Below are 20406 nucleotides of genomic sequence, written 5' to 3'. Positions count from 1 at the left end.
GTGAGTATGATCCGGCCTCAATTACCGCTCAATGCATTGCGCGCCTTCGAGGCCTCCGCCCGGCATTTGAGTTTCACACGGGCGGCCGTTGAGTTGTGTGTCACACAGGCGGCGGTGAGCCATCAGGTCAAGAGCCTTGAGTCTCAACTAGGTGTGACCCTGTTCAAGCGCTTGCCCCGCGGGCTGATGCTGACCAGCGAGGGCGAAACCCTGCTGCCGGTGTTGCGCGAGTCTTTCGACCGTATCGCGCAAACTCTTGAGCGATTCGAGGGCGGACATTTTCGTGAGGTATTGACGGTCGGCGTGGTGGGGACGTTCGCGGTAGGCTGGTTGTTGCCACGGTTGGCGGACTTCCAGGCGAAACATCCGTTCATAGATTTGCGCCTGTCGACCAACAACAATCGCGTGGATGTGGCGGCTGAAGGGTTGGATTACGCGATTCGGTTTGGTGCGGGAGCCTGGCACGGGATTGAAGCAGTCAGGTTGATCGAGGCGCCGTTATCGGTATTGTGCGTTCCCGAAATTGCCCGGCAACTGAAAACACCGATAGACCTGTTGCAGCAAACGCTGTTGCGTTCTTATCGTACGGACGAGTGGCCCGAATGGTTTCAGGCCACCGGCCTTTCGACCCACGCAGCGCCGCACCGAAGCATCGTCTTCGACTCATCGCTGGCAATGATGGAAGCGGCGCTGCAAGGGGCGGGCGTGGCATTGGCGCCGCCGCTGATGTTCGCCCGGCAACTGGCGGCGGGTGCAATCGAGCAACCGTTCGCCATCGGGATCACTACCGGCAGTTACTGGCTGACCCGTTTGCAGTCGCGCCCTGAAACGTCGGCGATGGCGGCGTTCAAGGGCTGGCTGCTGCAAGTGACACAGATGGTTTAGCGAATGCCATTCCTGTGGGAGCGAGCTTGCTCGCGATAGCGGTTTGACAGGCAGAGGAGATGTCGAATGTTATGGCCTCATCGCGAGCAAGCTCGCTCCCACAGGTACTGCGGTGTTTTTCAGATTGCTAGCGCACCAGGCACGGCCGCTTGTTATCGAATTTCCAACCCGGAATCAGAAACTGCATCGCCACGCTGTCATCCCGCGCGCCCAGTCCCATGCCTTTGTACAACTCATGGGCCTTGGCCAGTTGATCCATGTCCAGTTCGACGCCCAATCCAGGTTTCTTCGGCACCTGCACGCAGCCGTCAACGATTTGCAGCGGTGCTTTGGTCAGGCGCTGGCCTTCCTGCCAAATCCAGTGGGTGTCGATGGCGGTGATGTCACCCGGCGCGGCGGCCGCGACGTGGGTAAACATCGCCAGGGAAATATCAAAGTGGTTGTTGGAATGCGAACCCCAGGTCAGGCCCCACTCATGGCACATCTGCGCCACGCGGACCGAACCCTGCATGGTCCAGAAGTGCGGGTCGGCCAGTGGAATGTCCACTGATTGCAACTGGATCGCGTGGCCCATTTCCCGCCAGTCGGTGGCGATCATGTTGGTGGCGGTTTTCAGACCTGTGGCGCGACGGAATTCCGCCATGACTTCACGGCCCGAATAACCGTTTTCCGCGCCGCACGGGTCTTCGGCGTAAGCCAGTACGTGATGCTGATCCCGGCACAAGCGAATGGCTTCCTTGAGTGACCACGCGCCATTCGGATCGAGGGTGATGCGCGCATCGGGGAAGCGTTCGGCCAGGGCGGTGACGGCTTCGATTTCTTGATCGCCACTGAGCACGCCGCCCTTGAGTTTGAAGTCCTTGAAACCGTAGCGGGCGTGGGCGGCTTCGGCCAGACGCACCACGGTGTCGGCGGTCATGGCTTTTTCGTGACGTACGCGGAACCAGTCGTTGTCGGCGTCCGGTTCGCTGCGGTAGGCCAGGTCGGTTTCGTTGCGATCACCGACATAAAACAGGTAACCGAGCATCTTCACTTCATCGCGCTGCTGACCTTCACCGAGCAAGGCCGCGACCGGCACATCCAGATGCTGGCCGAGCAGATCGAGCAATGCAGCTTCCAGGCCGGTGACGGCGTGGATGGTGATGCGCAAATCGAACGTCTGTAACCCGCGACCGCCGGCATCGCGATCGGCGAAAGTCTGGCGCACTTGATTGAGGATCTTCTGATACGTGCCGATCGGACTGCCGACCACCAACGAGCGAGCGTCTTCGAGGGTCTGGCGAATGCGCTCGCCGCCCGGCACTTCACCGACGCCGGTGTGACCGGCGTTGTCCTTGAGGATCACGATGTTGCGGGTGAAAAACGGCCCGTGGGCGCCGCTCAGGTTGAGCAACATGCCGTCGTGGCCGGCCACCGGAACAACTTGCATGCTGGTGATGATCGGGGCTTTGGCGGTTTCTTGTGGGTTCATTTTCATGTCCTTCAAAACAGTGCTCTTACATGAGTGTTCAGGCGTGATTGGGCGCTGGTTTGGCCAGTGCAGCAGGTGCTGATTTCGGTTTATTGCGTGCGGCGAAGACGATGATTGCGGCAATGATCGAGGTCGCGGCCAGGCCGTACAGCCCGCCCTGAATCGAACCGGTGCGTTCTTCCAGCAGACCGAACGTGGTCGGCGCGACGAAGCCGCCGAGGTTGCCCACCGAGTTGATCAGCGCGATGACGCCCGCCGCGATCCGTGCGTCCAGATAGGCCTGAGGAATCGGCCAGAACAGCGACGACGCCGATTTGAAGCCCAGCGCAGCAAAGCAGATCGCAACGAAGGCGAAAATCGGTCCGCCGGTAGTGGACATGAACATCCCTGCTGCCGCGATCAGCAGGGCAGTGGCGACCCAGGCTTGCTGGTGTTTCCATTTGGCCGACAGCGAAGCGAAGGCGTACATGCCGACGATCGACAGCAGCCACGGAATCGAGTTGAACAACCCGACCTGAATGTCGCTCAGGTCGCCCATCTTTTTGATGATGCTCGGCAGCCAGAAGGTCGCGGCATAAATGGTCAACTGGATGAAGAAATAGATCAGGCAGAACAGGATGATCTGGCGATCCTTGAGCAGCTTGCCCAGCGACGGTTTGATCGGTGTCGCGGCTTCGCGGGCCAGTTGTTCGTCGTCGATAGCCTTGACCAGCGCGTCCTGTTCGGCGCGGCTCAGCCATTTGGCGTCGTGGGGTTTGGAGTCCAGCCAGAACCAGACGAACACGCACAGCCCGACCGAGAACATCCCTTCAATGAAGTACATCCATTGCCAACCGTGCATGCCCAAACCGCTGATTTGCAGCAGTAACCCGGACAACGGGCCGGAGATCAGCGAAGCAATCGCCGAACCGCTGAGGAAGATGGCAATCGCCTTGCCGCGTTCAACGCCAGGCAACCAGCGGGTGAAGTAGTAAATCACGCCGGGGAAGAAACCGGCTTCGGCCACGCCGAGCAGAAATCGCAGGATGTAGAAGTGGGTTTCGTTCTGGATGAACGCCATGCAAGCGGCGACCAGGCCCCAGGTCAGCATGATGCGGGTCAGCCAGATTCGCGCGCCGACTTTTTGCAGGAGGATGTTGGAGGGGACTTCAAACAGCGCGTAACCGATGAAGAACAGACCGGCGCCGAGGCCGTAGGCGGCGGCACCGATGCCCAGGTCATGTTCCATGTGGGCGCGGACGAAGCCGATGTTCACGCGGTCGATGTAGTTGACGATGAACATGATCACGAACAGCGGCAGGACATGGCGTTTCACTTTTGAGATGGCGGACTTGAGGACCGAATCGGCGCCATCGTTCATCCCGGATATGGATGTATTCACTGCGTTATCTCCCACTGATTATTTTTATGCGGGGTGTGACTGGGTGTTGCGATGTTGATAGACATCATACAACTACGTTTTTTCGTCCTGCAAGTGCCTTCGTCCAACAAAATAGCGTTATTCAGGAGATTTATTAGTCTTTCTGCCGAATGGATGAGCTTGGTTTCGATCGTTTAGGCTTGATTTGTTGAGTGTTGTCATACAAGTTGGTCGGCGCGTTTTTGCTGAGATTCCCGCCCGGCGCAGTGCTACGATTCCGATAGCCCTGCTTTCGGATGACCGCCATGCAAGAAGACCTCGACGCGCCTGCCCGCAAGCGCACCCATAACCTGGCCTATGACCTGGTCGCCAAACTGACCCAGAGCATCTTGCTCGGGCAGATGCTGCCCGGTGACAAGCTGCCGTCCGAGAACACGATTGTTCAGGAGCACGGGGTCAGTCGAACGGTGGTGCGCGAGGCGATCTCGAAATTGCAGGCGTCCGGTCTCGTGGAAACCCGCCACGGCATCGGCACCTTTGTTATCGAGCGAGCGCCGGAGCAGGGACTGCGGTTGAACGTCGATACCGCGCTGGGGGTGCGCAGCATTCTGGAGTTGCGCATGGGCCTGGAAACCCAGGCCGCCGCACTGGCGGCAACCCGTCGCACCGAGCATCAATTGGCGCAGATGCGCGAAGCGCTGGACGACTATCAAAGCCTGCTGGCCAACAACGACAGCTGCGTCGAAGCCGACAAGCGTTTCCACTTGCTGATCGCCGAAGCCACCGGCAACGTGTGCTTCAGCGAAATCATGCAGCACCTGGGCAGCGCCATGATCCCGCGCACCCGCGTCAATGCCGCCGAGCGCGGCGTAGTAGATTTGAGCAAGCTGGGGCAACTGGCCAACCTTGAGCACGAGGCCATTCTCAATGCGATCAAACGCCAGGACCCGGATGCGGCGCGGGCGGCCATGTGGCTGCACCTGACCAACAGCCGCGACCGGTTTTCGGCCGATGGCTGACCACCGTTTGTCTACTCGATAGCACCGCATCCTCGGCCCTGATTCCAACGAGTACGGCCCAGATTTGCTGGACCTCATCAGTGAGGTGCGTCATGGCTAACGATTCAATGTTCCAGGGCGCAACGCCCAACACCGACCCAACCCGACCCATTTCCGGCACCGACGAGCCGCGCATGGATCACGACGCGCCACCCGGCATGGACCCTTCGCGGGACCCGGCTGACGCAGACACTGATCGACCTGAAGACTGGATGGACCCTGATGCGGCCGAGGACGTGCCTCCGGCAGATGAACCAACACCGCTGTCCGATGACAGGCGATAAAAAATACCAGTCAGTTAAGACGCAGAACCTGTGGGAGCGAGCTTGCTCGCGATAGCGCCTGATCAGCCAACATTGATGTTGAATGTAAGACCGCTATCGCGAGCAGGCTCGCTCCCACAGGTTCTGCGTCTCAACACAAATCATCGATCAGACACTAGCCCTCGAATCGCCACCGGCCTGCGCTCCAGATTCAATGCCAACACGCTGACCAGCACCACCAGTGCGCCCGCAACGATCATCAACGTCGGCCGCTCGCCCAGTGCAAAAGAGGCAATCGCCATGGCGGTCGGTGGAATCAGATACAGCGTCATCGTCGCGCGGCTCAGATCCACATGCGCCAGCACATAGGCCCAGGCGAGATACGCCAGGGCACTTGGGAAAATGCCCAGCCCAATGACGGCCAGCTGCACTTCAACCGGCGCGGTGATGACCTGGTTCACCAGCCCCGGTAGATAAACCAACAGAAGCAGTGTCCCGAACCAGACCGTGTAACACACCAATGTCAGCCCGTCGTAGCGCCGCGAGTAGTGCTTCTGCAAGGCAAAGTAGAAACTCCACGACACCGCCGCCAGCAGGATCAACACACCATGGGCGTCGATGCTCCCCAGTCCATGATCCCCGGCCACCACAATCACCACGCCGATCAATCCCAGAAAAATGCAGCCCCAGCGCCACGCACTCACCCGGTCCTTGAACACGAAACGCGCCAGCAGCGTGCTGAACAACGGCGCCGATTGCGCCAACACACTGGAGGCGCCGGCGCTGACACTTTGCTGGCCGAAATTCAGCGCCACATGGTGCAGGCTCACGGCAAAGAAACCGAGCGCGAACAGCAGTGGCAGGTCACGAATTTTCGGCAGGTTGATACCTCGGAACACCGCGACGACCGCCATGAATGCCGACGCCAGCAGAAACCGCAGCAAGGCCAGATGACCAGGCTCATAGGCCTGCAAACCGATGTGAATCCCGGTCGGTGAGTAACCCCAGCAGCCGACCACAAATGCCATGGCCAGGAAGATTTTGACCGGCGAACCGGGGGAGGGCGTGAGTAGCTTCATGATCGGGACCTGTAGGCGGATGCACCCAGTATCAGAAGCCTGACTGTTCTCCACAACTGACTTATAGTGCGTCAACTCTTCACTTTGGGTGATGTATGGAGCTGGCACAGATACGCATGTTCAAGACCGTCGCCGAGGTCGGCAGCATCGCCCGGGCGGCCGAGTTGTTGCATTGCGTGCCGTCGAATATCACGGCACGGCTCAAGTCCCTGGAAGCGGAGCTGGGCGTCGCGCTGTTTCTGCGCGAGGGCCGAGGGCTGCGAATCAGCCCGGCGGGGCAAACCTTCCTGGCATATGCCTCGAAAATTCTCGCCCTGACGGCGGAAGCCAAACGTGCGGTGGACCCTTCGGCCGAGCCCTCCGGGCCGTTGCGCATTGGCGCCATCGAGTCGTCGGCAACCGGCCGATTGCCGCGTTTGCTGGCGAAATTCCACAAACGTTTCCCCGGCGTTGCGTTGGAACTGACCACCGGCGCCTGGGGCCAATTGCTCGACGACACGCTCAATCACCGGCTCGACGGCGCAATCGTCGCGGTGGATGTCGAGCGCTCACACCTCAAGCGCACGCCGATGTACCGCGAGGAGCTTTTGTTGATCGCCTCGAAGTCCCTGGGCCCGGTACGTGATATCGCGGATTTGCAGGACAAAACCGTGTTCATGTGGCCCCAGGGCTGTCCCTACCGGGCGGCGCTGGAGCATTGGTTGCTGCGGCAGGGGCAGGCGTTGCCGATTGTCAGCCTGGCCAGTTACGGGGCGATTGTCGGCTGCGTCAGTGCCGGGGCGGGTGTCGCGCTGGTGCCAAAAGGCGTGTTTGATCAGTACGCCAAAGGGGCAGGTTGCGCGGGGTATGAGTTCCCCGAGCTGACGGCGATCGACAACCTGTTTTACTGGCATGAAAACGCCGGGGTACACCCGGCGCGAGAGGCGTTTGTGGGGATGTTGCGCGAAGAGTTCGCTTGACTCGTTACCTGTGGGAGCGGGCTTGCTCGCGAATGCGGTTTGTCAGGCAACTCAGATGTTGAATGTGAGTCCGTCTTCGCGAGCAAGCCCGCTCCCACAAGGTTTTGTGTCGTTTGATGATATTCAGCTCGCGACATCCCGCATCAACAACCCAAACTGCAAATCCACCGCATCCGGAATCGGTAAATACACGGTGTGCCCATCCCCCGGTGCCACTTCGACAGGCTCGCCCCTGACGTTTTGCAGTTGCTGCAAATCGAATTGGAAGTTGCCCTTGGGCGTCATCAGTTCCATGTGGTCGCCCAAACCAAATCGATTCTTCACCTTGACCTCCGCCATCCGGTCACGCCGCGCGCCGGTCAGCTCGCCGACAAACTGCTGGCGCTCCGACACCGAACTGCCGTGCTGGTAGTTCTGGTATTCGTCATGCACGTGCCGCCGCAGAAACCCTTCGGTGTAGCCGCGTTGGGCGAGGGATTCCAGGTCCGTCATCAGGCTGCGGTCGAACGCGCGACCGGCCACCGCGTCGTCGATCGCCCGACGGTAAACCTGGGTGGTGCGTGCGCAATAAAAATGGGATTTAGTCCGGCCCTCGATTTTCAGTGAGTGCACGCCCATTTGCGTCAGCCGCTCGACATGCTGCACCGCGCGCAGGTCCTTGGCGTTCATGATGTAAGTGCCGTGTTCGTCTTCGAAGGCCGGCATCAGTTCGTCGGGCCGATTGGCTTCCTGCAACAGGAACACCTGATCGGTCGGGGCGCCGATGCCCAAGGTCGGTTCGGGCTGGAAGGTCTGCACGATTTCGCCGAGCTGGTTTTCCGTAGCCTCTTGCGCCGAGTACTTCCAGCGACAGGCGTTGGTGCAACTGCCCTGATTGGCATCGCGCTTGTTCATATAGCCAGACAACAGGCAGCGACCGGAATACGCCATGCACAAGGCGCCATGGACGAACACCTCCAGCTCCATCGCCGGGACTTGCTCGCGGATTTCGGCGATTTCTTCCAGGGACAGTTCCCGCGACAGGATGATCCGGCTCAAGCCTTGTTGCTGCCAGAACTCGACACTGGCCCAGTTCACCGTGTTGGCCTGTACCGACAGGTGAATCGGCATCTGCGGATAATGCCGGCGGACCAGCATGATCAAGCCCGGGTCGGACATGATCAGCGCGTCCGGCGCCATGGCAATTACCGGCGCCAGATCCTTGAGGAAGGTTTTCAGTTTGGCGTTGTGCGGGGCGATGTTCACCACCACATAGAAGCGCTTGCCTTGAGCCTGGGCTTCGTGAATGCCGAGGGCCAGATTGGCGTGATCGAATTCGTTGTTGCGCACCCGCAGGCTGTAGCGCGGCTGACCGGCGTACACCGCATCGGCGCCGTAGGCGAAGGCATATCGCATGTTTTTCAGGGTGCCGGCGGGGGCCAGCAGTTCTGGAGGCAGGAGAGTCATGGCAGCGTCGGTCACAAAAGCTGCCGAGAGTAAGCGGCTTGTCCGCGGAGTTCATTGATCTGGATCTATGCTTGATGAACAAACGGATGGCACTCGCGCGAACCGTGGCGGACTAAGCATCAGGGCGCGGCATTGTGTCCTTGCGGACTGACATGGATCGGACATGAACGAAGAGACAGTACAAAACAAATCACTGGTGATCTTGCTGGGGCTGGTCACTGCCGCCTTCATCTGGATTTTGCTGCCGTTTTACGGCGCGGTGTTCTGGGCGGTGATCCTCGGCATCCTTTTCGCGCCCTTGCACCGACGACTGCAACTGAAGTTCGGCTGGGAACGCAATCTGACATCGTTGTTCACCCTGAGCATCTGCCTGGTGATCGCGATTCTGCCGGTGATTGCCCTGAGTATCTTGCTGGTGCAAGAAGGGGCCTCGGTCTACAACCGCATCGAAAGCGGCGAACTGGACATCGCCGGGTATGTGACGCATTTCAAACACAGCCTGCCGCCGTATTTCCAGCACTTGCTCGATCGGGCGGGGGTTGGCGAGCTGGACGGGCTGCGGGAGAAAATCATCAAGAGTGCGGTGACCGGCAATGAGTTTATCGCCACGAAGGCTTTCAGTTTTGGCCAAGGCACGTTCGAGTTTGTGGTGAGCTTTTTCATCATGCTCTACCTGCTGTTCTTCTTTTTGCGGGACGGTGCCGAACTCGCCCGCAAAGTGCGGGCTGCCGTGCCACTGCAGGACAACCAGAAACGCCGTTTGCAACTCAAGTTCAATCGTGTGGTTCGAGCGACAGTGAAGGGCAACCTGTTGGTAGCGATCACACAGGGCGCATTGGGCGGTCTGATTTTCTGGTTTCTGGATATTCCGAGCGCGTTGCTTTGGGCGGTGCTGATGGCGGTTCTGTCGCTGTTGCCAGCGGTGGGGGCGGGGATTGTCTGGGCGCCGGTGGCGGCGTTTTTCCTGTTCGCCGGTTCGATCTGGCAGGGCGTGGTGCTGGTGCTGTTCGGGATCTTTGTGATTGGCCTGGTGGATAACGTGCTACGACCGATCCTGGTCGGCAAGGATACCAAGATGCCGGACTACCTGATCCTGATCTCGACCCTGGGCGGTCTGGCGATCTTCGGCCTCAATGGCTTTGTGATCGGGCCGCTGATCGCAGCGCTGTTCATGTCGAGCTGGTCAATCTTCATTGAAACCAAACCGCGGGTGCAGCTACCTTAAACGCTGATTTGGCCTTGGTCGAAACGTTGCGACAGAGCCTGGGCGGCTGGCAGCGAGGTGAGCGGGCCGCTGATCGGTTCGCCGTCCTGCACCAGGTACCAACAGGCAAGCAATCCTAGCGCTCTGAGCGGTGCGGGAACGGCGCTGCCGATAACGGACATGATCTGAACCTGGGACATAAGTACCTCCATCAAACGTTGGAGCTACCTTACGGACCGAGCGCCTGATCGGACAATCAACGCTTTCGATAGTCGTCATTGATGCCAATGAGGCTTCGCTTCAGTCGACCACCAGATCCAGCATATGAACCACTTCCTGCTCGTTGAGCAGGCCTTTGCGCACCAGGTTTTCTGCCAGCAGCGAAAGAAACTTGGCGCTGCGATGGCCTTCCAGGTGCTTGAGTTCGGTCAATGCGTTGTACACCTTGCTGGAAGTGCACAAGCCGACAATACGGTGCGGGTTTTGCGTGGGCATAAGGTCGTCCTTGTTTTTATCAACCTGTTGTTAACGGACAAGTCCAAGAGTGCGGACCCGACATGACATAAATATGACCGTTTTCCCCAGCGCGGGGGAAGGATGGCGAGTCAATCTTGCCAATTTGCGCCGCAAAGACTGTCCCGACAGCGACCTTGGCGAGATTTATCCAGACCTCTGCCGACGGACGGTCACAAAAAAGGCCCCGCTGTTGAGGCGGGGCCTGCTGATTCCGTTACCAGCGACCATAACCGCGGGGAGGGCCGTAGTAACCGCGCGGTGGACCGTAATACCCGCGAGGGGGGCCGTAATAAACCGGCGGTGGGCCGTAATAGACCGGTTGCTGCACGTAGACCGGTGCTGGCTGGTAATAAACCGGAGGTGGGCCGTAGTAAACCGGTTGTGGCTGAGCGTAAACCGGTTGTGGCTGAGCGTAAACCGGTTGCTGTACATAGACTGGGCGGTTGCTGTTGATGAGGGCTGAACCAACGATGGCTGTGCCAACGATCGCACCAAATACCGCCGGTCCTTCCCAACCGTGACCGTGGTGACCGCCGCCAGCTTCTGCCTGCCCTGCGATAGCAAGAGCACCGACCAGCAAGGCTACTGTGGGGATTTTCCGGATCATGATAGTTCCTCGGTTCTTCGCCCCGGCGCTTGTGTCTGCAATAGACCCAAGGATTGTCGCGGGGATACTTCTAAGACAGCGTTTTTTTCAAAATCAGCACAGCCGTTGGGTAAATTTTGTGTAAGGTCTGTACTAGCATCTTTACAGTCCAGAGATGCCGCGTGCAGGCACGCCGTTATGATCGATCAGACCCGATGGATTGGCTAATCCCGTCCATCTGAAAGTGCTACTCAAGGAGATTTTTCATGCAGATGAACCCCGACAGAGACACCCAGCTGTGCATGTCGCTTTCCGCACGTCCCGGGAACTTCGGCCTGCGGTTTCACAATCATCTGTATGAGCAACTGGACCTGAATTTTTACTACAAGGCCTTCAGCAGTCAGGACCTGCCAGGCGCCGTTGGCGGCATTCGCGCCTTGGGGATTCGTGGTTGCGGCGTGTCGATGCCGTTCAAGGAGGCGTGCATTGCGCTGGTCGATGAACTGGACCCTTCCGCCGCGGCCATTCAATCGATCAACACCATCGTCAACACTAATGGCCATCTCAAGGCTTACAACACTGACTACATCGCAATCGCCCAGTTGCTTGACACCCATCAGGTGCCGAAGGAATTGACCTTTGCCCTGCGCGGTAGCGGCGGCATGGCCAAGGCGGTGGCCAGTGCCTTGCGCGATGGTGGCTACAAAAATGGCCTGATCGTTGCTCGTAACGAGCGTTCCGGGCGGGCGTTGGCCGAGTCGCTGGGCTATCGATGGCAAGCGGAGCTGGGCTCGGAGCGGCCGCAGATGTTGATCAACGTCACACCGATTGGCATGTCCGGCCCCGAGGCCGATCAGCTGGCATTCGATGCTGAATCCATCGCTGCTGCCGAGACGGTTTTCGACGTGGTGGCAGTCCCCTCGGAAACTCCGTTGATCGTGCGCGCTCGTGCTGAAGGCAAGCGAGTGATCACCGGCCTGGAAGTGATCGCGATCCAGGCGCTGGAGCAGTTCGTGCTGTACACCGGCGTGCGGCCGACCGCTGAGCAGTTTCACAAAGCCGTGGAATTTGCCCGAAGCGGCCTTGGCTATCCTGCTGCCCCGCAAGCGAAACCGTGACTGGGGTGACTCATGCATCCTGCCATTCTTAATCTGGATCAGGCCGAACTTGAGCCGCTGCCCGAAGCGTTTGCGCCGACGGGAGACACCGCCGACCGCTATCGGCAACGGCAGGCACGCATCGGCCAGCAACTCGGCGCGCAGAAGCTGGGTTATCGCCTGTACGCGCTGGAACCGGGGATGCGTGGCAGCCCGTTTCACAGTCATCGGGTCAACGAGGAGATGTTTTACATCGTGGCCGGGGAAGGGGAGATTCGCTTGGGCACCGAGCACTTCCCCATTCGCGCCGGAGATGTCATTGCCTGCCCGCCGGGTGGCCCTGAAGCCGCGCACCAGATCATCAACACCAGCAACGCTGAACTGCGCTACCTGGCGGTCAGTACCCAACAATCACCCGAGATTTGCGAATACCCGGATTCCGGCAAGTACGCGGTGATGGACGATTTCAAGGTCGATGCCCAGGGCAATGCCTCGGGCTTCGTCGCCGTCGCCAGGCCGGCGGACGGCGTGGATTATTGGGACGGCGAGTAGAAGCACCGCAAACCTGATGTGGGAGCGGGCTCGCTCGCGAATGCAGAGTGTCAGTCGACATCAATATTGACTGACATGGCCCCTTCGCGAGCAAGCCCGCTCCCACATTTGATCTTTGTTGTCAGTTTATTCGAGGCGGGCCAGGCGCTCTTCCAGCGCTGCAATTCGCGCCTCGAGCTCTTCGATCCGCTCAACCGATACGCCACCACCTGCGCCACGTTCGGTCGGGTTCTGCCGTGCCGCCAGGATTACTTCGATGTCCGCCGGGTCGCCCAAGGCGTGCATGTAGCGGTCCTCACGCTGACCGGCCTGGCGCGGAATCAACAGCGCCAGACCGCGAGCGATCAAGCGTTCCAGTTGATGCACCACCTGTTCGGCATCTTCGAAGTCATGCATGCGGCCGCTGCGGGTCAGCAGTTCATTGACCGTTTGCGGACCGCGCAGGAACAGCAGCCCCGCAAGAATGACTTGAGCCGGCACCAGTTCCAGGGCCTTGTCGACCTTGTGTTCCCAGCGATCCGCACGGCTGCCCATCACCAGTTTGGTAAAGCCGCGGCCTTCGAGCGCGCGCAGGCTTTGGCCGACCTGACCCTGGGTCAGGTTCATCACCGGCTCGCGGCTGGTTTTCTGGTTGCAGGCAATCACCAGCGCATTAAGGGTTAGCGGATAGGTTTCCGGACTGGTGGCCTGTTTCTCGATCAACGAACCCAGAATGCGGATTTCCGTGCTGTTGAGTCGCGGTTCGTCGAAGGTCGTTTCTTGCTCGGTGCTCATGATTGTGTATTCCTTCCCGGATTCATGATTTTCTCCTGCTGGCATGCACTTTAGATAGACGTGTGCCAATGGCAACTGAATTCGTCGCCGCCCCTTGGCAATGGTCACAAAACCTAAATCAATCTGTTACGCCATCTTAACAATCAGACGTGCACCGTATGCATGGCTGCAGATGACTGCGGTTCATCACGGGTACGGCGAAAATTCCTATCGACGACGTCACCGGCCTTATTAATTGTGCAGTGGAGCAAGGCATGAAGCTGACGTGGGTATCGACCCGCAATAATGCGCTGATCGGCGCGCGCCCGATATGACCGTACTGGTCACCGGCGCCGCCGGTTTCATCGGGTATCACACGGTCAAGCGCTTGTGTCAGGAAGGTCTTGAGGTGGTCGGTATCGACAATCTCAACGGCTACTACAGCGTGGAACTCAAACACGCACGGCTCAACGAACTCAAGAATCTGTCGGGCTTTCATTTCCAGGCACTGGATATCGTCGACAAACCGGCCTTGATGGCTTTGTTCAAGGATCACGGCTTCACAGAGGTTATCCATCTGGCTGCCCAGGCGGGCGTTCGCTACTCGCTGGACAACCCGGACGTGTATGCGCAATCGAACCTGACCGGTTTCTTGAATGTGCTGGAAGCCTGCCGGCACCATCGCCCCGAGCATCTGATTTATGCATCGAGCAGTTCGGTGTACGGCACCAACAGCAAAATGCCGTTCAGCGTCGAAGACGCTGTCGATCATCCGATTTCGTTGTATGCCGCCAGTAAGCGTGCCAACGAGCTGATGGCCCACAGCTATTGCCATCTGTTTGGACTGAAGGCCAGCGGCCTGCGTTTTTTTACCGTTTACGGACCTTGGGGGCGCCCCGACATGGCGCTGTTCAAATTTACCGACGCGATCCTCAACGACAGGCCGATTGACCTCTACAACCAAGGCCAGATGTCGCGCGACTTCACCTACATCGACGACATCGTCGAAAGCATTGCGCGCCTGTGCCCGAGACCGCCGTTATCGGACGGTCCTGGCGATGGCGCCAACCGGATCTTCAACATCGGGCGCGGCACGCCAGTGGCGCTGCTGGATTTCGTCGAGTGTCTGGAGTCGGCATTGGACAGGAAAGCCCGGCGCAACTTCCTGCCGCTGCAGGCTGGCGATGTGGTCAAAACCTGGGCGGATGTGTCGGCATTGGCGCAGTGGGTCGATTTCCGTCCTCAAGTGACAGTTGAAGCCGGCGTAGCCGAATTTGTGAAGTGGTACAGCCACTTTTATCAGAGATAAAACGTCGGCCCTTGATCATAAAAATCCAGGGAAATAGGGGCCTCTATGAGCCAAGACATATTTGTATCCGTCCTGATTCCGGCAAAGAACGAGGCGAGCAATCTCAAATTGCTGCTCGAAGAAATCCGTATCGCACTGGCCGATGAGGCGTATGAAATCATCGTCGTGGACGATGGCAGTACTGACGCTTCCTTGCAGGAGCTACGGCAGACGCGGCACAGCGGCCTGAGTACGTTGCGTATCCTGCGCCATGAGCGTTCGCTGGGGCAGAGCACTTCGCTCTACCATGCGGCGCTTGTCGCCCGGGGCCAATGGCTGGCCACGCTCGATGGCGACGGTCAGAACGACCCGGCGGATATCCCCGGCATGCTGGCATTAGTGCGCAGCGAGCAGGGCCGCGTCGACCTTCAGTTGGTTGCCGGGCACCGGGTCAACCGTCGCGATACCGCGAGCAAGCGTTGGGCCTCGCGTTTTGCCAACGGGTTGCGCAGCCGGATGCTCAAGGACCAGACGCCGGACACCGGCTGCGGGCTGAAATTGATTCAGCGGGCGGCGTTTCTGCGCTTGCCGTACTTCGACCATATGCACCGGTTCATTCCTGCGCTGATCCAGCGTCATAACGGCCGGATGATCACCCATCCGGTCAACCATCGGCCTCGCACGGCCGGGGTTTCCAAATACGGAAACATCGACCGCGCCCTGGTGGGCATTCTCGATCTGATCGGCGTCTGGTGGCTGATCAGGCGCACGCGCCTGCATGCCCGTGCGCAGGAGATCGAAGGATGAACCTGTCCCGCGAAACCCTGTGGCTGGTGGTCGGTTTCAGTGGCCAGATCGCCTTCACCGGTCGCTTTGTCCTGCAGTGGCTGTACAGCGAATACAAGAAACGCAGCGTGATTCCGGTGAGCTTTTGGTACCTGAGCATCGTCGGCAGCGCGCTGCTGTTCGCTTACGCCATTTACCGACAGGACCCGGTTTTCATCGCCGGTCAGGCGTTTGGTTCCATCGTCTATTTGCGCAACCTGCAATTGATTGCCCGCAGCAAAACCTTGAAGGACTGAACCGTGCGCCGAACCCTGTCACCCAGCGTCGAATGCCTGGGGTTGATGTTGCTTGCTCTTTTATTGGTCGGCGCCGGGTTTGGGCTGCGCCAGCCGCAGAATGTCGACGAGGAGCGATTCCTCGGCGTTGCGCTGGAGATGCTGCACAACGGTTCCTGGCTGATTCCGCATCGAGCCGCCGAAATCTACGGCGATAAACCGCCGATTTTCATGTGGACGGTGGCGTTTTTCACCTGGATCACCGGGATGCCCGCCCTTGCCCTTTATATTCCGGGGCTTTTGTCGGCCACATCGGTCACGGCCATGCTCTATGACCTGGGGCGCCGGTTGTGGAATCAGCAGGCCGGACGAACAGCCGCGCTGCTGTACCTGGCCACGTATCAGACGTACAGCATTCTGCGGACCGGTCAGATCGACAGCTTTCTGATTCTGTTCACCTCTCTGGGCCTGTACGGCCTGGCCCGTCACTTGTTGCTCGGGCCCGCCTGGCGTTGGTTCTACGCGGGTTGCGCGGCCATGGGCATTGGCGTGATCACCAAAGGGGTCGGCTTTCTCCCGGCGTTGATGCTGATTCCGTATGCCTATGCAGTACGCAAAGGCTGGCCTGGCGTGGTGGCCATGCCGGGCGAGGCGCGCAAGTGGTGCCTGGGTTTTTTGGTGGTGCTTGGCGCCGTCGCGATCTGGCTGCTGCCCCTGGCGGTGTCCATCGCCTTCAATGGCGCCGCTGATGAAATCGCCTATGCACGGGAAATTCTGCTGCGCCAGACAGCGGGGCGCTATGCCGCCGCGTGGGATCACCGAGAACCGTTCTGGTACTTCTTCGTCAACGTCATCCCGCAATACTGGATGCCGTTGGTGCTGGCCTTGCCATGGCTCGTGCCCGCCTGGCGCAGGCAGTTGCGCAAGCGCGACGGTCGAGTGCTGGTACTGCTGGGCTGGGTCGTACTGGTGGTTTTGTTTTTCTGCCTGAGCAGCGGCAAGCGCAAGTTGTACATCTATCCGGCGTTACCGGCGCTGGTGCTGGTTGCGGCGCCGCTGATTCCGTGGCTGTTCAAGCGCTGGTTCGGCAAGCGCCCGCGCGGTCGGCGGGTGTTCCAGGTGTTGGCCGTCACGTGGTTCGCGCTGTGGTTTGCGCGCGGTTTCGTCGATCCGGTCAAGGACGGGCCCAATCCCCACGAGGCGCTGATGGTGCAAGCAGCGGCGATGACCCAGGGCGCAGACCTGGTGCTGGTCAACTGGCGTGAGGGCCATTGGTTATTCGCCCGACAGCCGATCGTGCATTTCGGGATGATCGGCTCCACGGTCGAGCAGGCCGCTCAATGGCTGCGCGAACACCGTCAGGCGTACGCCTTGGTGCCGGACGAACTGCTGAGCCGGTGTTTCAATCCGCAGGCCGCCCGTGAACTGGGGGAAACTTCGCGCGCACAGTGGTCGATTGTCGGTGCCGATGCCGACAACGGCCGTTGTCATCCCGGACAGCCAGCCAATATCTATCGCTTCACCTGGGACCGCGCATCGCTATAATCGCCCCACGTTTCCCTCCTGTCACAACACGAGACTGCCATGACTATTTCCCTGTACGCCGCTTCCGTTCCGGTTTTCAAACAAATGCTCAACGCCCTGAGCGACGTCTTGAACAAGGCCGAAGCCCACGCCACTGCCAAGAACATCGACCCGAATGCTTTGCTGCAAGCCCGTCTGTACCCGGACATGTTCCCACTGGTCCGTCAGGTGCAGATCGCCGTTGATTTCGCCAAGGGCGTTTCCGCGCGTCTGGCCGAAGTCGAACTGCCGAAATACGACGACACCGAAACCACCTTTGCCGAGCTGCAAGCGCTGATCGCCAAAGTGCTGGCCTTCATTGGCGAGATCAAACCGGAACAGATCGACGGCAAGGAAGGCATCGAAATCATCACCCGTCAGGGCACGCCGAAAGAAAAGCGCTTCACCGGCCAGGCTTACCTGCTGAGCTACGGTCTGCCGCAATTCTTCTTCCACGTCACCACCACCTACGCATTGCTGCGTCACAACGGTGTGGAAGTGGGCAAGCGCGATTACATGGGCGCGTTCTAAACCTCCCGACGTAAAAAAGCCCGCCAAGGTGTGCACCTTGGCGGGCTTTTTAGTGCGCGGGTTTTACGCCAACCGTTGGGCTTTCTCGTCTTCGCCCAGGCACGCCGCCGCGGTGAACAGCACGTCGGTGGAGGAGTTCAGCGCGGTTTCCGCCGAGTCCTGCAGCACACCGATGATGAACCCGACGGCCACCACCTGCATGGCGATTTCACTGGGGATGCCGAACAGGCTGCACGCCAGTGGAATCAACAGCAACGAGCCGCCCGCCACTCCCGAAGCGCCACAGGCACAGATCGCCGCGACGATGCTCAGCAGGATGGCGGTCGGAATGTCCACGGCGATGCCCAGCGTATGCACGGCGGCCAGGGTCAGTACGGTAATGGTGATCGCCGCGCCCGCCATGTTGATCGTTGCGCCCAGCGGGATCGAGACCGAGTAAGTGTCTTCGTGCAGGCCCAGGCGCTTGCTCAACTCCAGATTGACCGGAATGTTCGCCGCCGAGCTGCGGGTAAAAAACGCAGTGATGCCGCTTTCGCGCAAGCACGTGATCACCAGTGGATACGGGTTGCGACGCAGCTTCCAGAACACGATGGCCGGGTTCATCACCAGCGCCACAAACAGCATGCAGCCCAGCAAGACCGCCAGCAGATGCACGTAACCGATCAAGGCACCAAAACCGGAAGTGGCGAGGGTCGAAGCCACCAGGCCAAAAATACCCAGCGGCGCAAAACGGATCACCAGGCGTACGATCAGGGTCACGCCGTTGGACAAGTCGCCGAGCACTTCACGAGTGGTGTCACCGGCATGGCGAATGGCAATGCCCATGCCAATCGCCCACGCCAGAATGCCGATGAAGTTGGCATTCATCAGTGCGCTGACCGGGTTGTCGACCACGCTCAACAGCAGGCTTTGCAGCACCTCGCTGATACCGCCCGGTGCGCTGACCGCAACGTCGTGAGTGGCCAATACCAGGCTCGACGGGAACAACATGCTGGCGACAACGGCCACCACCGCCGCCGCAAACGTTCCCAGCAGATACAGAAACAGAATCGGCCGGATGTGGGTTTCCTGGCCGTGCTTGTGATTGGCAATCGAGGCCATGACCAGCACGAACACCAGAATCGGTGCGACAGCTTTAAGCGCCGAAACGAAGACTTTGCCGATGAATGCGGTGGACTTGGCCACCTCTGGCGCGAACAGGGCCAGGGCAATCCCGGCAATCAGGCCGATGATGATTTGTGCGACCAGGCTCAAGCGATTCAGGCGGAACCATAGCGAAGGGGATAAAGCGGTCATAAAACGGCATCTCTGATTTTATTAGGTGCGGGGTATCGCGACATCAATGCCAATCAATGGCCGATGAGCAGGGTGTACGTATCGCAGGGCGCGGACTTTATCACAGCGTGGTCCTTGTCCTTCAGACCTGTGACGATCTGCCGCCCGCGGATCAACGAGATCGGCAGGTTCGTGCAACCCTGATCGGAAACACTCTGTTAAGATTCGCCATCCTCATTTTCAAGTCATGCCAGTGGGCCTTCGGGCTATCGCTGGTGTTGTCGTTTTCTGGAGTTGTGCATGCTGTTGCCCATCCTTCTGTTGTCTGCCGCCGGTTTCACGGTACTGACCACGGAATTCGTCATCGTCGGCCTATTGCCGGCGATCGCTCGAGACCTTGAAGTCAGCATTCCCCAGGCGGGTTTGCTGGTGACCTTGTTCGCGTTCACGGTCGCCGCATTCGGGCCGTTCCTGACCGCGTATTTCGCAAGGTTCGAGCGCCGAAAATTGTTCATCTCGGTGCTGATCATGTTTGGCCTGGCCAACACCCTTGCGGCGTTTGCGCCGAACATTTGGGTGATGTCCGTCGCCCGGTTGATTCCCGCGCTGGGGCTGCCGGTGTTCTGGGCGCTGGCCAGTGAAACCGCGGTGGACATTGTCGGCCCGGACTACGCCGGTCGTGCCATCGCCAAGATCGGTTTCGGGATTGTCTGCGCCACGGTGTTCGGCATTCCGGTGGGCACACTGATCTCCGATGCGTTCGGCTGGCGCAGTGCCTTCGGCATTCTGGCGGTGATCGCGTTTGCCAAGGCGTTGCTGCTGTTTATCTACCTGCCGAAAACCAATCTGCATCAGCATCAGGTGAGCTTTCGTTCGCAGTTCAGGATCCTGCGCAGCCCGCTGATGGTGGGGCATGTACTGCTGTCGGTCCTGGTGTTCAGCGGCATGTTTACCGCCTACACCTACCTGGCGGACATTCTTGAGCGCCTGGCCGGTTTCAACGGCACGGTGGTCGGCTGGTGCCTGATGGGCTTCGGCGCGGTCGGCTTGATCGGCAACTCACTGGGCGGCCGTGCGGTGGATCGTCATCCGTTGATCGCCTCGATGATGTTCTGCGCGTTCATGATCGCCGGCCTGGTGGCGTTGGTGCCGAACATTCATTCGCCGCTGGGTCTGGCCGCGGCGATGGGGATCTGGGGCGTGACCCAGGCGGCGTTGTTCCTGGTCAGCCATGTGCGCTTGATGAAGGCTGCACCCGAAGCGCCAGCGTTCGCGGCATCGCTGAACATTGCCGGGGCTAACCTGGGGATCGGCCTGGGCGCGATGATCGGCGGCAGGGTCATCGACGGCGTAGGCCTGCAAGGTCTTGGTTTCGCGGCGGCCGCGTTTATCCTCGCCTCGATCCTCCTGGCCATCGCGCTGATGACCTTCAAGCCCCGCGAAGTCTGCGCCTGACACC

The 20406-nt window shown here is 59.6% G+C and carries 22 protein-coding genes; 13 read left to right on the top strand and 9 right to left on the bottom strand.

Annotated features, from left to right (window positions below; all coding sequences use genetic code 11):
- The first annotated feature begins 6 nt into the window (after window positions 1–6).
- Entirely contained in the window at window positions 7–885 is an 879-nt protein-coding gene (locus PFAS1_RS02285) for a LysR family transcriptional regulator (protein ID WP_076028046.1), read from the top strand.
- A gap of 127 nt (window positions 886–1012) precedes the next feature.
- Here the strand turns inward: PFAS1_RS02285 and gudD are convergent, their stop codons facing one another.
- A complete protein-coding gene (gudD, locus tag PFAS1_RS02280; RefSeq protein ID WP_076028045.1) occupies window positions 1013–2356 on the bottom strand; it encodes a glucarate dehydratase in 1344 nt (447 codons plus the stop codon).
- 37 nt (window positions 2357–2393) lie between these two features.
- Window positions 2394–3737, bottom strand: coding sequence for an MFS transporter (locus PFAS1_RS02275; RefSeq protein ID WP_076028044.1), 1344 nt, complete (start codon window positions 3735–3737; stop codon window positions 2394–2396).
- A 284-nt stretch (window positions 3738–4021) separates the two neighbouring features.
- Between PFAS1_RS02275 and PFAS1_RS02270 the strand changes: the two genes are divergently transcribed.
- Together PFAS1_RS02270 and PFAS1_RS02265 are read left to right on the top strand one after the other, a co-directional pair.
- On the top strand, window positions 4022–4735 hold the full coding sequence (locus tag PFAS1_RS02270) for a FadR/GntR family transcriptional regulator (RefSeq protein ID WP_076028043.1): 714 nt from the start codon (window positions 4022–4024) through the stop codon (window positions 4733–4735).
- 92 nt (window positions 4736–4827) lie between these two features.
- Complete coding sequence (locus PFAS1_RS02265) at window positions 4828–5058, top strand: hypothetical protein (protein WP_076028042.1); 231 nt, start codon at window positions 4828–4830, stop codon at window positions 5056–5058.
- Between the two features lie 140 nt (window positions 5059–5198).
- Here the strand turns inward: PFAS1_RS02265 and PFAS1_RS02260 are convergent, their stop codons facing one another.
- Window positions 5199–6116 carry a DMT family transporter gene (locus PFAS1_RS02260; RefSeq protein WP_076028041.1) on the bottom strand — a complete coding sequence of 306 codons (918 nt, stop codon included), beginning with the start codon at window positions 6114–6116 and terminating at the stop codon, window positions 5199–5201.
- A gap of 95 nt (window positions 6117–6211) precedes the next feature.
- On the opposite strand from PFAS1_RS02260, the gene PFAS1_RS02255 reads away from it, so the two are divergent.
- A complete protein-coding gene (locus PFAS1_RS02255; RefSeq protein ID WP_076028040.1) occupies window positions 6212–7075 on the top strand; it encodes a LysR substrate-binding domain-containing protein in 864 nt (287 codons plus the stop codon).
- A 123-nt stretch (window positions 7076–7198) separates the two neighbouring features.
- On the opposite strand, the gene trhP is transcribed toward PFAS1_RS02255, so the two are convergent.
- Window positions 7199–8521, bottom strand: coding sequence for a prephenate-dependent tRNA uridine(34) hydroxylase TrhP (gene trhP / locus PFAS1_RS02250; RefSeq protein WP_076028039.1), 1323 nt, complete (start codon window positions 8519–8521; stop codon window positions 7199–7201).
- A 163-nt stretch (window positions 8522–8684) separates the two neighbouring features.
- Between trhP and PFAS1_RS02245 the strand changes: the two genes are divergently transcribed.
- A complete protein-coding gene (locus tag PFAS1_RS02245) occupies window positions 8685–9746 on the top strand; it encodes an AI-2E family transporter (protein ID WP_076028038.1) in 1062 nt (353 codons plus the stop codon).
- On the opposite strand, the gene PFAS1_RS02240 is transcribed toward PFAS1_RS02245, so the two are convergent.
- The 3 genes from PFAS1_RS02240 to PFAS1_RS02230 all read right to left on the bottom strand — a co-directional run bounded on the left by PFAS1_RS02240 (window position 9743) and on the right by PFAS1_RS02230 (window position 10848).
- Window positions 9743–9925: a hypothetical protein gene (locus PFAS1_RS02240; protein ID WP_076028037.1), complete on the bottom strand. Its 183-nt coding sequence runs from the start codon at window positions 9923–9925 to the stop codon at window positions 9743–9745. The two genes, PFAS1_RS02245 and PFAS1_RS02240, sit on opposite strands and share 4 nt — an antisense overlap.
- A 100-nt stretch (window positions 9926–10025) precedes the next feature.
- Window positions 10026–10220: a hypothetical protein gene (locus tag PFAS1_RS02235; RefSeq protein WP_003179723.1), complete on the bottom strand. Its 195-nt coding sequence runs from the start codon at window positions 10218–10220 to the stop codon at window positions 10026–10028.
- A gap of 235 nt (window positions 10221–10455) precedes the next feature.
- Window positions 10456–10848: a hypothetical protein gene (locus tag PFAS1_RS02230; RefSeq protein ID WP_076028036.1), complete on the bottom strand. Its 393-nt coding sequence runs from the start codon at window positions 10846–10848 to the stop codon at window positions 10456–10458.
- A gap of 245 nt (window positions 10849–11093) precedes the next feature.
- On the opposite strand from PFAS1_RS02230, the gene PFAS1_RS02225 reads away from it, so the two are divergent.
- The gene (locus tag PFAS1_RS02225) at window positions 11094–11945 is read left to right on the top strand and encodes a shikimate 5-dehydrogenase (RefSeq protein WP_076028035.1); all 852 of its coding nucleotides are present in this window, start codon (window positions 11094–11096) and stop codon (window positions 11943–11945) included.
- 12 nt (window positions 11946–11957) lie between these two features.
- Complete coding sequence (locus tag PFAS1_RS02220) at window positions 11958–12476, top strand: cupin domain-containing protein (protein WP_076028034.1); 519 nt, start codon at window positions 11958–11960, stop codon at window positions 12474–12476.
- A gap of 126 nt (window positions 12477–12602) precedes the next feature.
- Here the strand turns inward: PFAS1_RS02220 and PFAS1_RS02215 are convergent, their stop codons facing one another.
- Window positions 12603–13250: a YceH family protein gene (locus PFAS1_RS02215; protein ID WP_074878482.1), complete on the bottom strand. Its 648-nt coding sequence runs from the start codon at window positions 13248–13250 to the stop codon at window positions 12603–12605.
- 310 nt (window positions 13251–13560) lie between these two features.
- Here PFAS1_RS02215 and PFAS1_RS02210 point away from each other — a divergent pair, with 310 nt between their 5' ends.
- Genes PFAS1_RS02210 through PFAS1_RS02190 form a run of 5 tightly spaced genes read left to right on the top strand, consistent with a single transcriptional unit; the run spans window position 13561 to window position 17672 of the window.
- Window positions 13561–14538: an NAD-dependent epimerase gene (locus tag PFAS1_RS02210; RefSeq protein ID WP_076028033.1), complete on the top strand. Its 978-nt coding sequence runs from the start codon at window positions 13561–13563 to the stop codon at window positions 14536–14538.
- Between the two features lie 45 nt (window positions 14539–14583).
- A complete protein-coding gene (locus tag PFAS1_RS02205) occupies window positions 14584–15324 on the top strand; it encodes a glycosyltransferase family 2 protein (RefSeq protein WP_076028032.1) in 741 nt (246 codons plus the stop codon).
- A complete protein-coding gene (locus PFAS1_RS02200) occupies window positions 15321–15599 on the top strand; it encodes a lipid-A-disaccharide synthase N-terminal domain-containing protein (RefSeq protein WP_076028031.1) in 279 nt (92 codons plus the stop codon). The genes PFAS1_RS02205 and PFAS1_RS02200 overlap by 4 nt, the downstream gene beginning before the upstream one ends.
- Before the next feature lie 3 nt (window positions 15600–15602).
- A complete protein-coding gene (locus PFAS1_RS02195) occupies window positions 15603–17123 on the top strand; it encodes an ArnT family glycosyltransferase (protein WP_076028030.1) in 1521 nt (506 codons plus the stop codon).
- Between the two features lie 39 nt (window positions 17124–17162).
- Window positions 17163–17672, top strand: coding sequence for a DUF1993 domain-containing protein (locus tag PFAS1_RS02190; RefSeq protein ID WP_074878472.1), 510 nt, complete (start codon window positions 17163–17165; stop codon window positions 17670–17672).
- Between the two features lie 63 nt (window positions 17673–17735).
- On the opposite strand, the gene sstT is transcribed toward PFAS1_RS02190, so the two are convergent.
- Window positions 17736–18968 (bottom strand): serine/threonine transporter SstT, encoded by a 1233-nt coding sequence (gene sstT, locus PFAS1_RS02185; RefSeq protein WP_076028029.1) that lies wholly within the window; start codon window positions 18966–18968, stop codon window positions 17736–17738.
- A gap of 279 nt (window positions 18969–19247) precedes the next feature.
- On the opposite strand from sstT, the gene PFAS1_RS02180 reads away from it, so the two are divergent.
- Window positions 19248–20402, top strand: coding sequence for an MFS transporter (locus PFAS1_RS02180; RefSeq protein ID WP_074878468.1), 1155 nt, complete (start codon window positions 19248–19250; stop codon window positions 20400–20402).
- The last annotated feature ends 4 nt before the right edge of the window (window positions 20403–20406 follow it).

It is taken from the genome of Pseudomonas frederiksbergensis, assembly GCF_001952935.1.
Lineage (GTDB): Bacteria > Pseudomonadota > Gammaproteobacteria > Pseudomonadales > Pseudomonadaceae > Aquipseudomonas > Aquipseudomonas frederiksbergensis.
This window is presented reverse-complemented; position numbering and strand designations above follow the sequence as displayed.

Bases quoted from the DNA above. Each gene is read 5' to 3' on its own strand.
- PFAS1_RS02220 (WP_076028034.1), top strand. From the start codon at position 11,958: ATGCATCCTGCCATTCTTAATCTGGATCAGGCCGAACTTGAGCCGCTG.
- PFAS1_RS02200 (WP_076028031.1), top strand. From the start codon at position 15,321: ATGAACCTGTCCCGCGAAACCCTGTGGCTGGTGGTCGGTTTCAGTGGC.
- PFAS1_RS02255 (WP_076028040.1), top strand. From the start codon at position 6,212: ATGGAGCTGGCACAGATACGCATGTTCAAGACCGTCGCCGAGGTCGGC.
- trhP (WP_076028039.1), bottom strand. From the start codon at position 8,521: ATGACTCTCCTGCCTCCAGAACTGCTGGCCCCCGCCGGCACCCTGAAA.
- PFAS1_RS02270 (WP_076028043.1), top strand. From the start codon at position 4,022: ATGCAAGAAGACCTCGACGCGCCTGCCCGCAAGCGCACCCATAACCTG.
- gudD (WP_076028045.1), bottom strand. From the start codon at position 2,356: ATGAACCCACAAGAAACCGCCAAAGCCCCGATCATCACCAGCATGCAA.
- sstT (WP_076028029.1), bottom strand. From the start codon at position 18,968: ATGACCGCTTTATCCCCTTCGCTATGGTTCCGCCTGAATCGCTTGAGC.
- PFAS1_RS02205 (WP_076028032.1), top strand. From the start codon at position 14,584: ATGAGCCAAGACATATTTGTATCCGTCCTGATTCCGGCAAAGAACGAG.
- PFAS1_RS02235 (WP_003179723.1), bottom strand. From the start codon at position 10,220: ATGCCCACGCAAAACCCGCACCGTATTGTCGGCTTGTGCACTTCCAGC.
- PFAS1_RS02210 (WP_076028033.1), top strand. From the start codon at position 13,561: ATGACCGTACTGGTCACCGGCGCCGCCGGTTTCATCGGGTATCACACG.
- PFAS1_RS02245 (WP_076028038.1), top strand. From the start codon at position 8,685: ATGAACGAAGAGACAGTACAAAACAAATCACTGGTGATCTTGCTGGGG.
- PFAS1_RS02285 (WP_076028046.1), top strand. From the start codon at position 7: ATGATCCGGCCTCAATTACCGCTCAATGCATTGCGCGCCTTCGAGGCC.
- PFAS1_RS02215 (WP_074878482.1), bottom strand. From the start codon at position 13,250: ATGAGCACCGAGCAAGAAACGACCTTCGACGAACCGCGACTCAACAGC.
- PFAS1_RS02260 (WP_076028041.1), bottom strand. From the start codon at position 6,116: ATGAAGCTACTCACGCCCTCCCCCGGTTCGCCGGTCAAAATCTTCCTG.
- PFAS1_RS02180 (WP_074878468.1), top strand. From the start codon at position 19,248: ATGCTGTTGCCCATCCTTCTGTTGTCTGCCGCCGGTTTCACGGTACTG.
- PFAS1_RS02265 (WP_076028042.1), top strand. From the start codon at position 4,828: ATGGCTAACGATTCAATGTTCCAGGGCGCAACGCCCAACACCGACCCA.
- PFAS1_RS02240 (WP_076028037.1), bottom strand. From the start codon at position 9,925: ATGTCCCAGGTTCAGATCATGTCCGTTATCGGCAGCGCCGTTCCCGCA.
- PFAS1_RS02190 (WP_074878472.1), top strand. From the start codon at position 17,163: ATGACTATTTCCCTGTACGCCGCTTCCGTTCCGGTTTTCAAACAAATG.
- PFAS1_RS02225 (WP_076028035.1), top strand. From the start codon at position 11,094: ATGCAGATGAACCCCGACAGAGACACCCAGCTGTGCATGTCGCTTTCC.
- PFAS1_RS02230 (WP_076028036.1), bottom strand. From the start codon at position 10,848: ATGATCCGGAAAATCCCCACAGTAGCCTTGCTGGTCGGTGCTCTTGCT.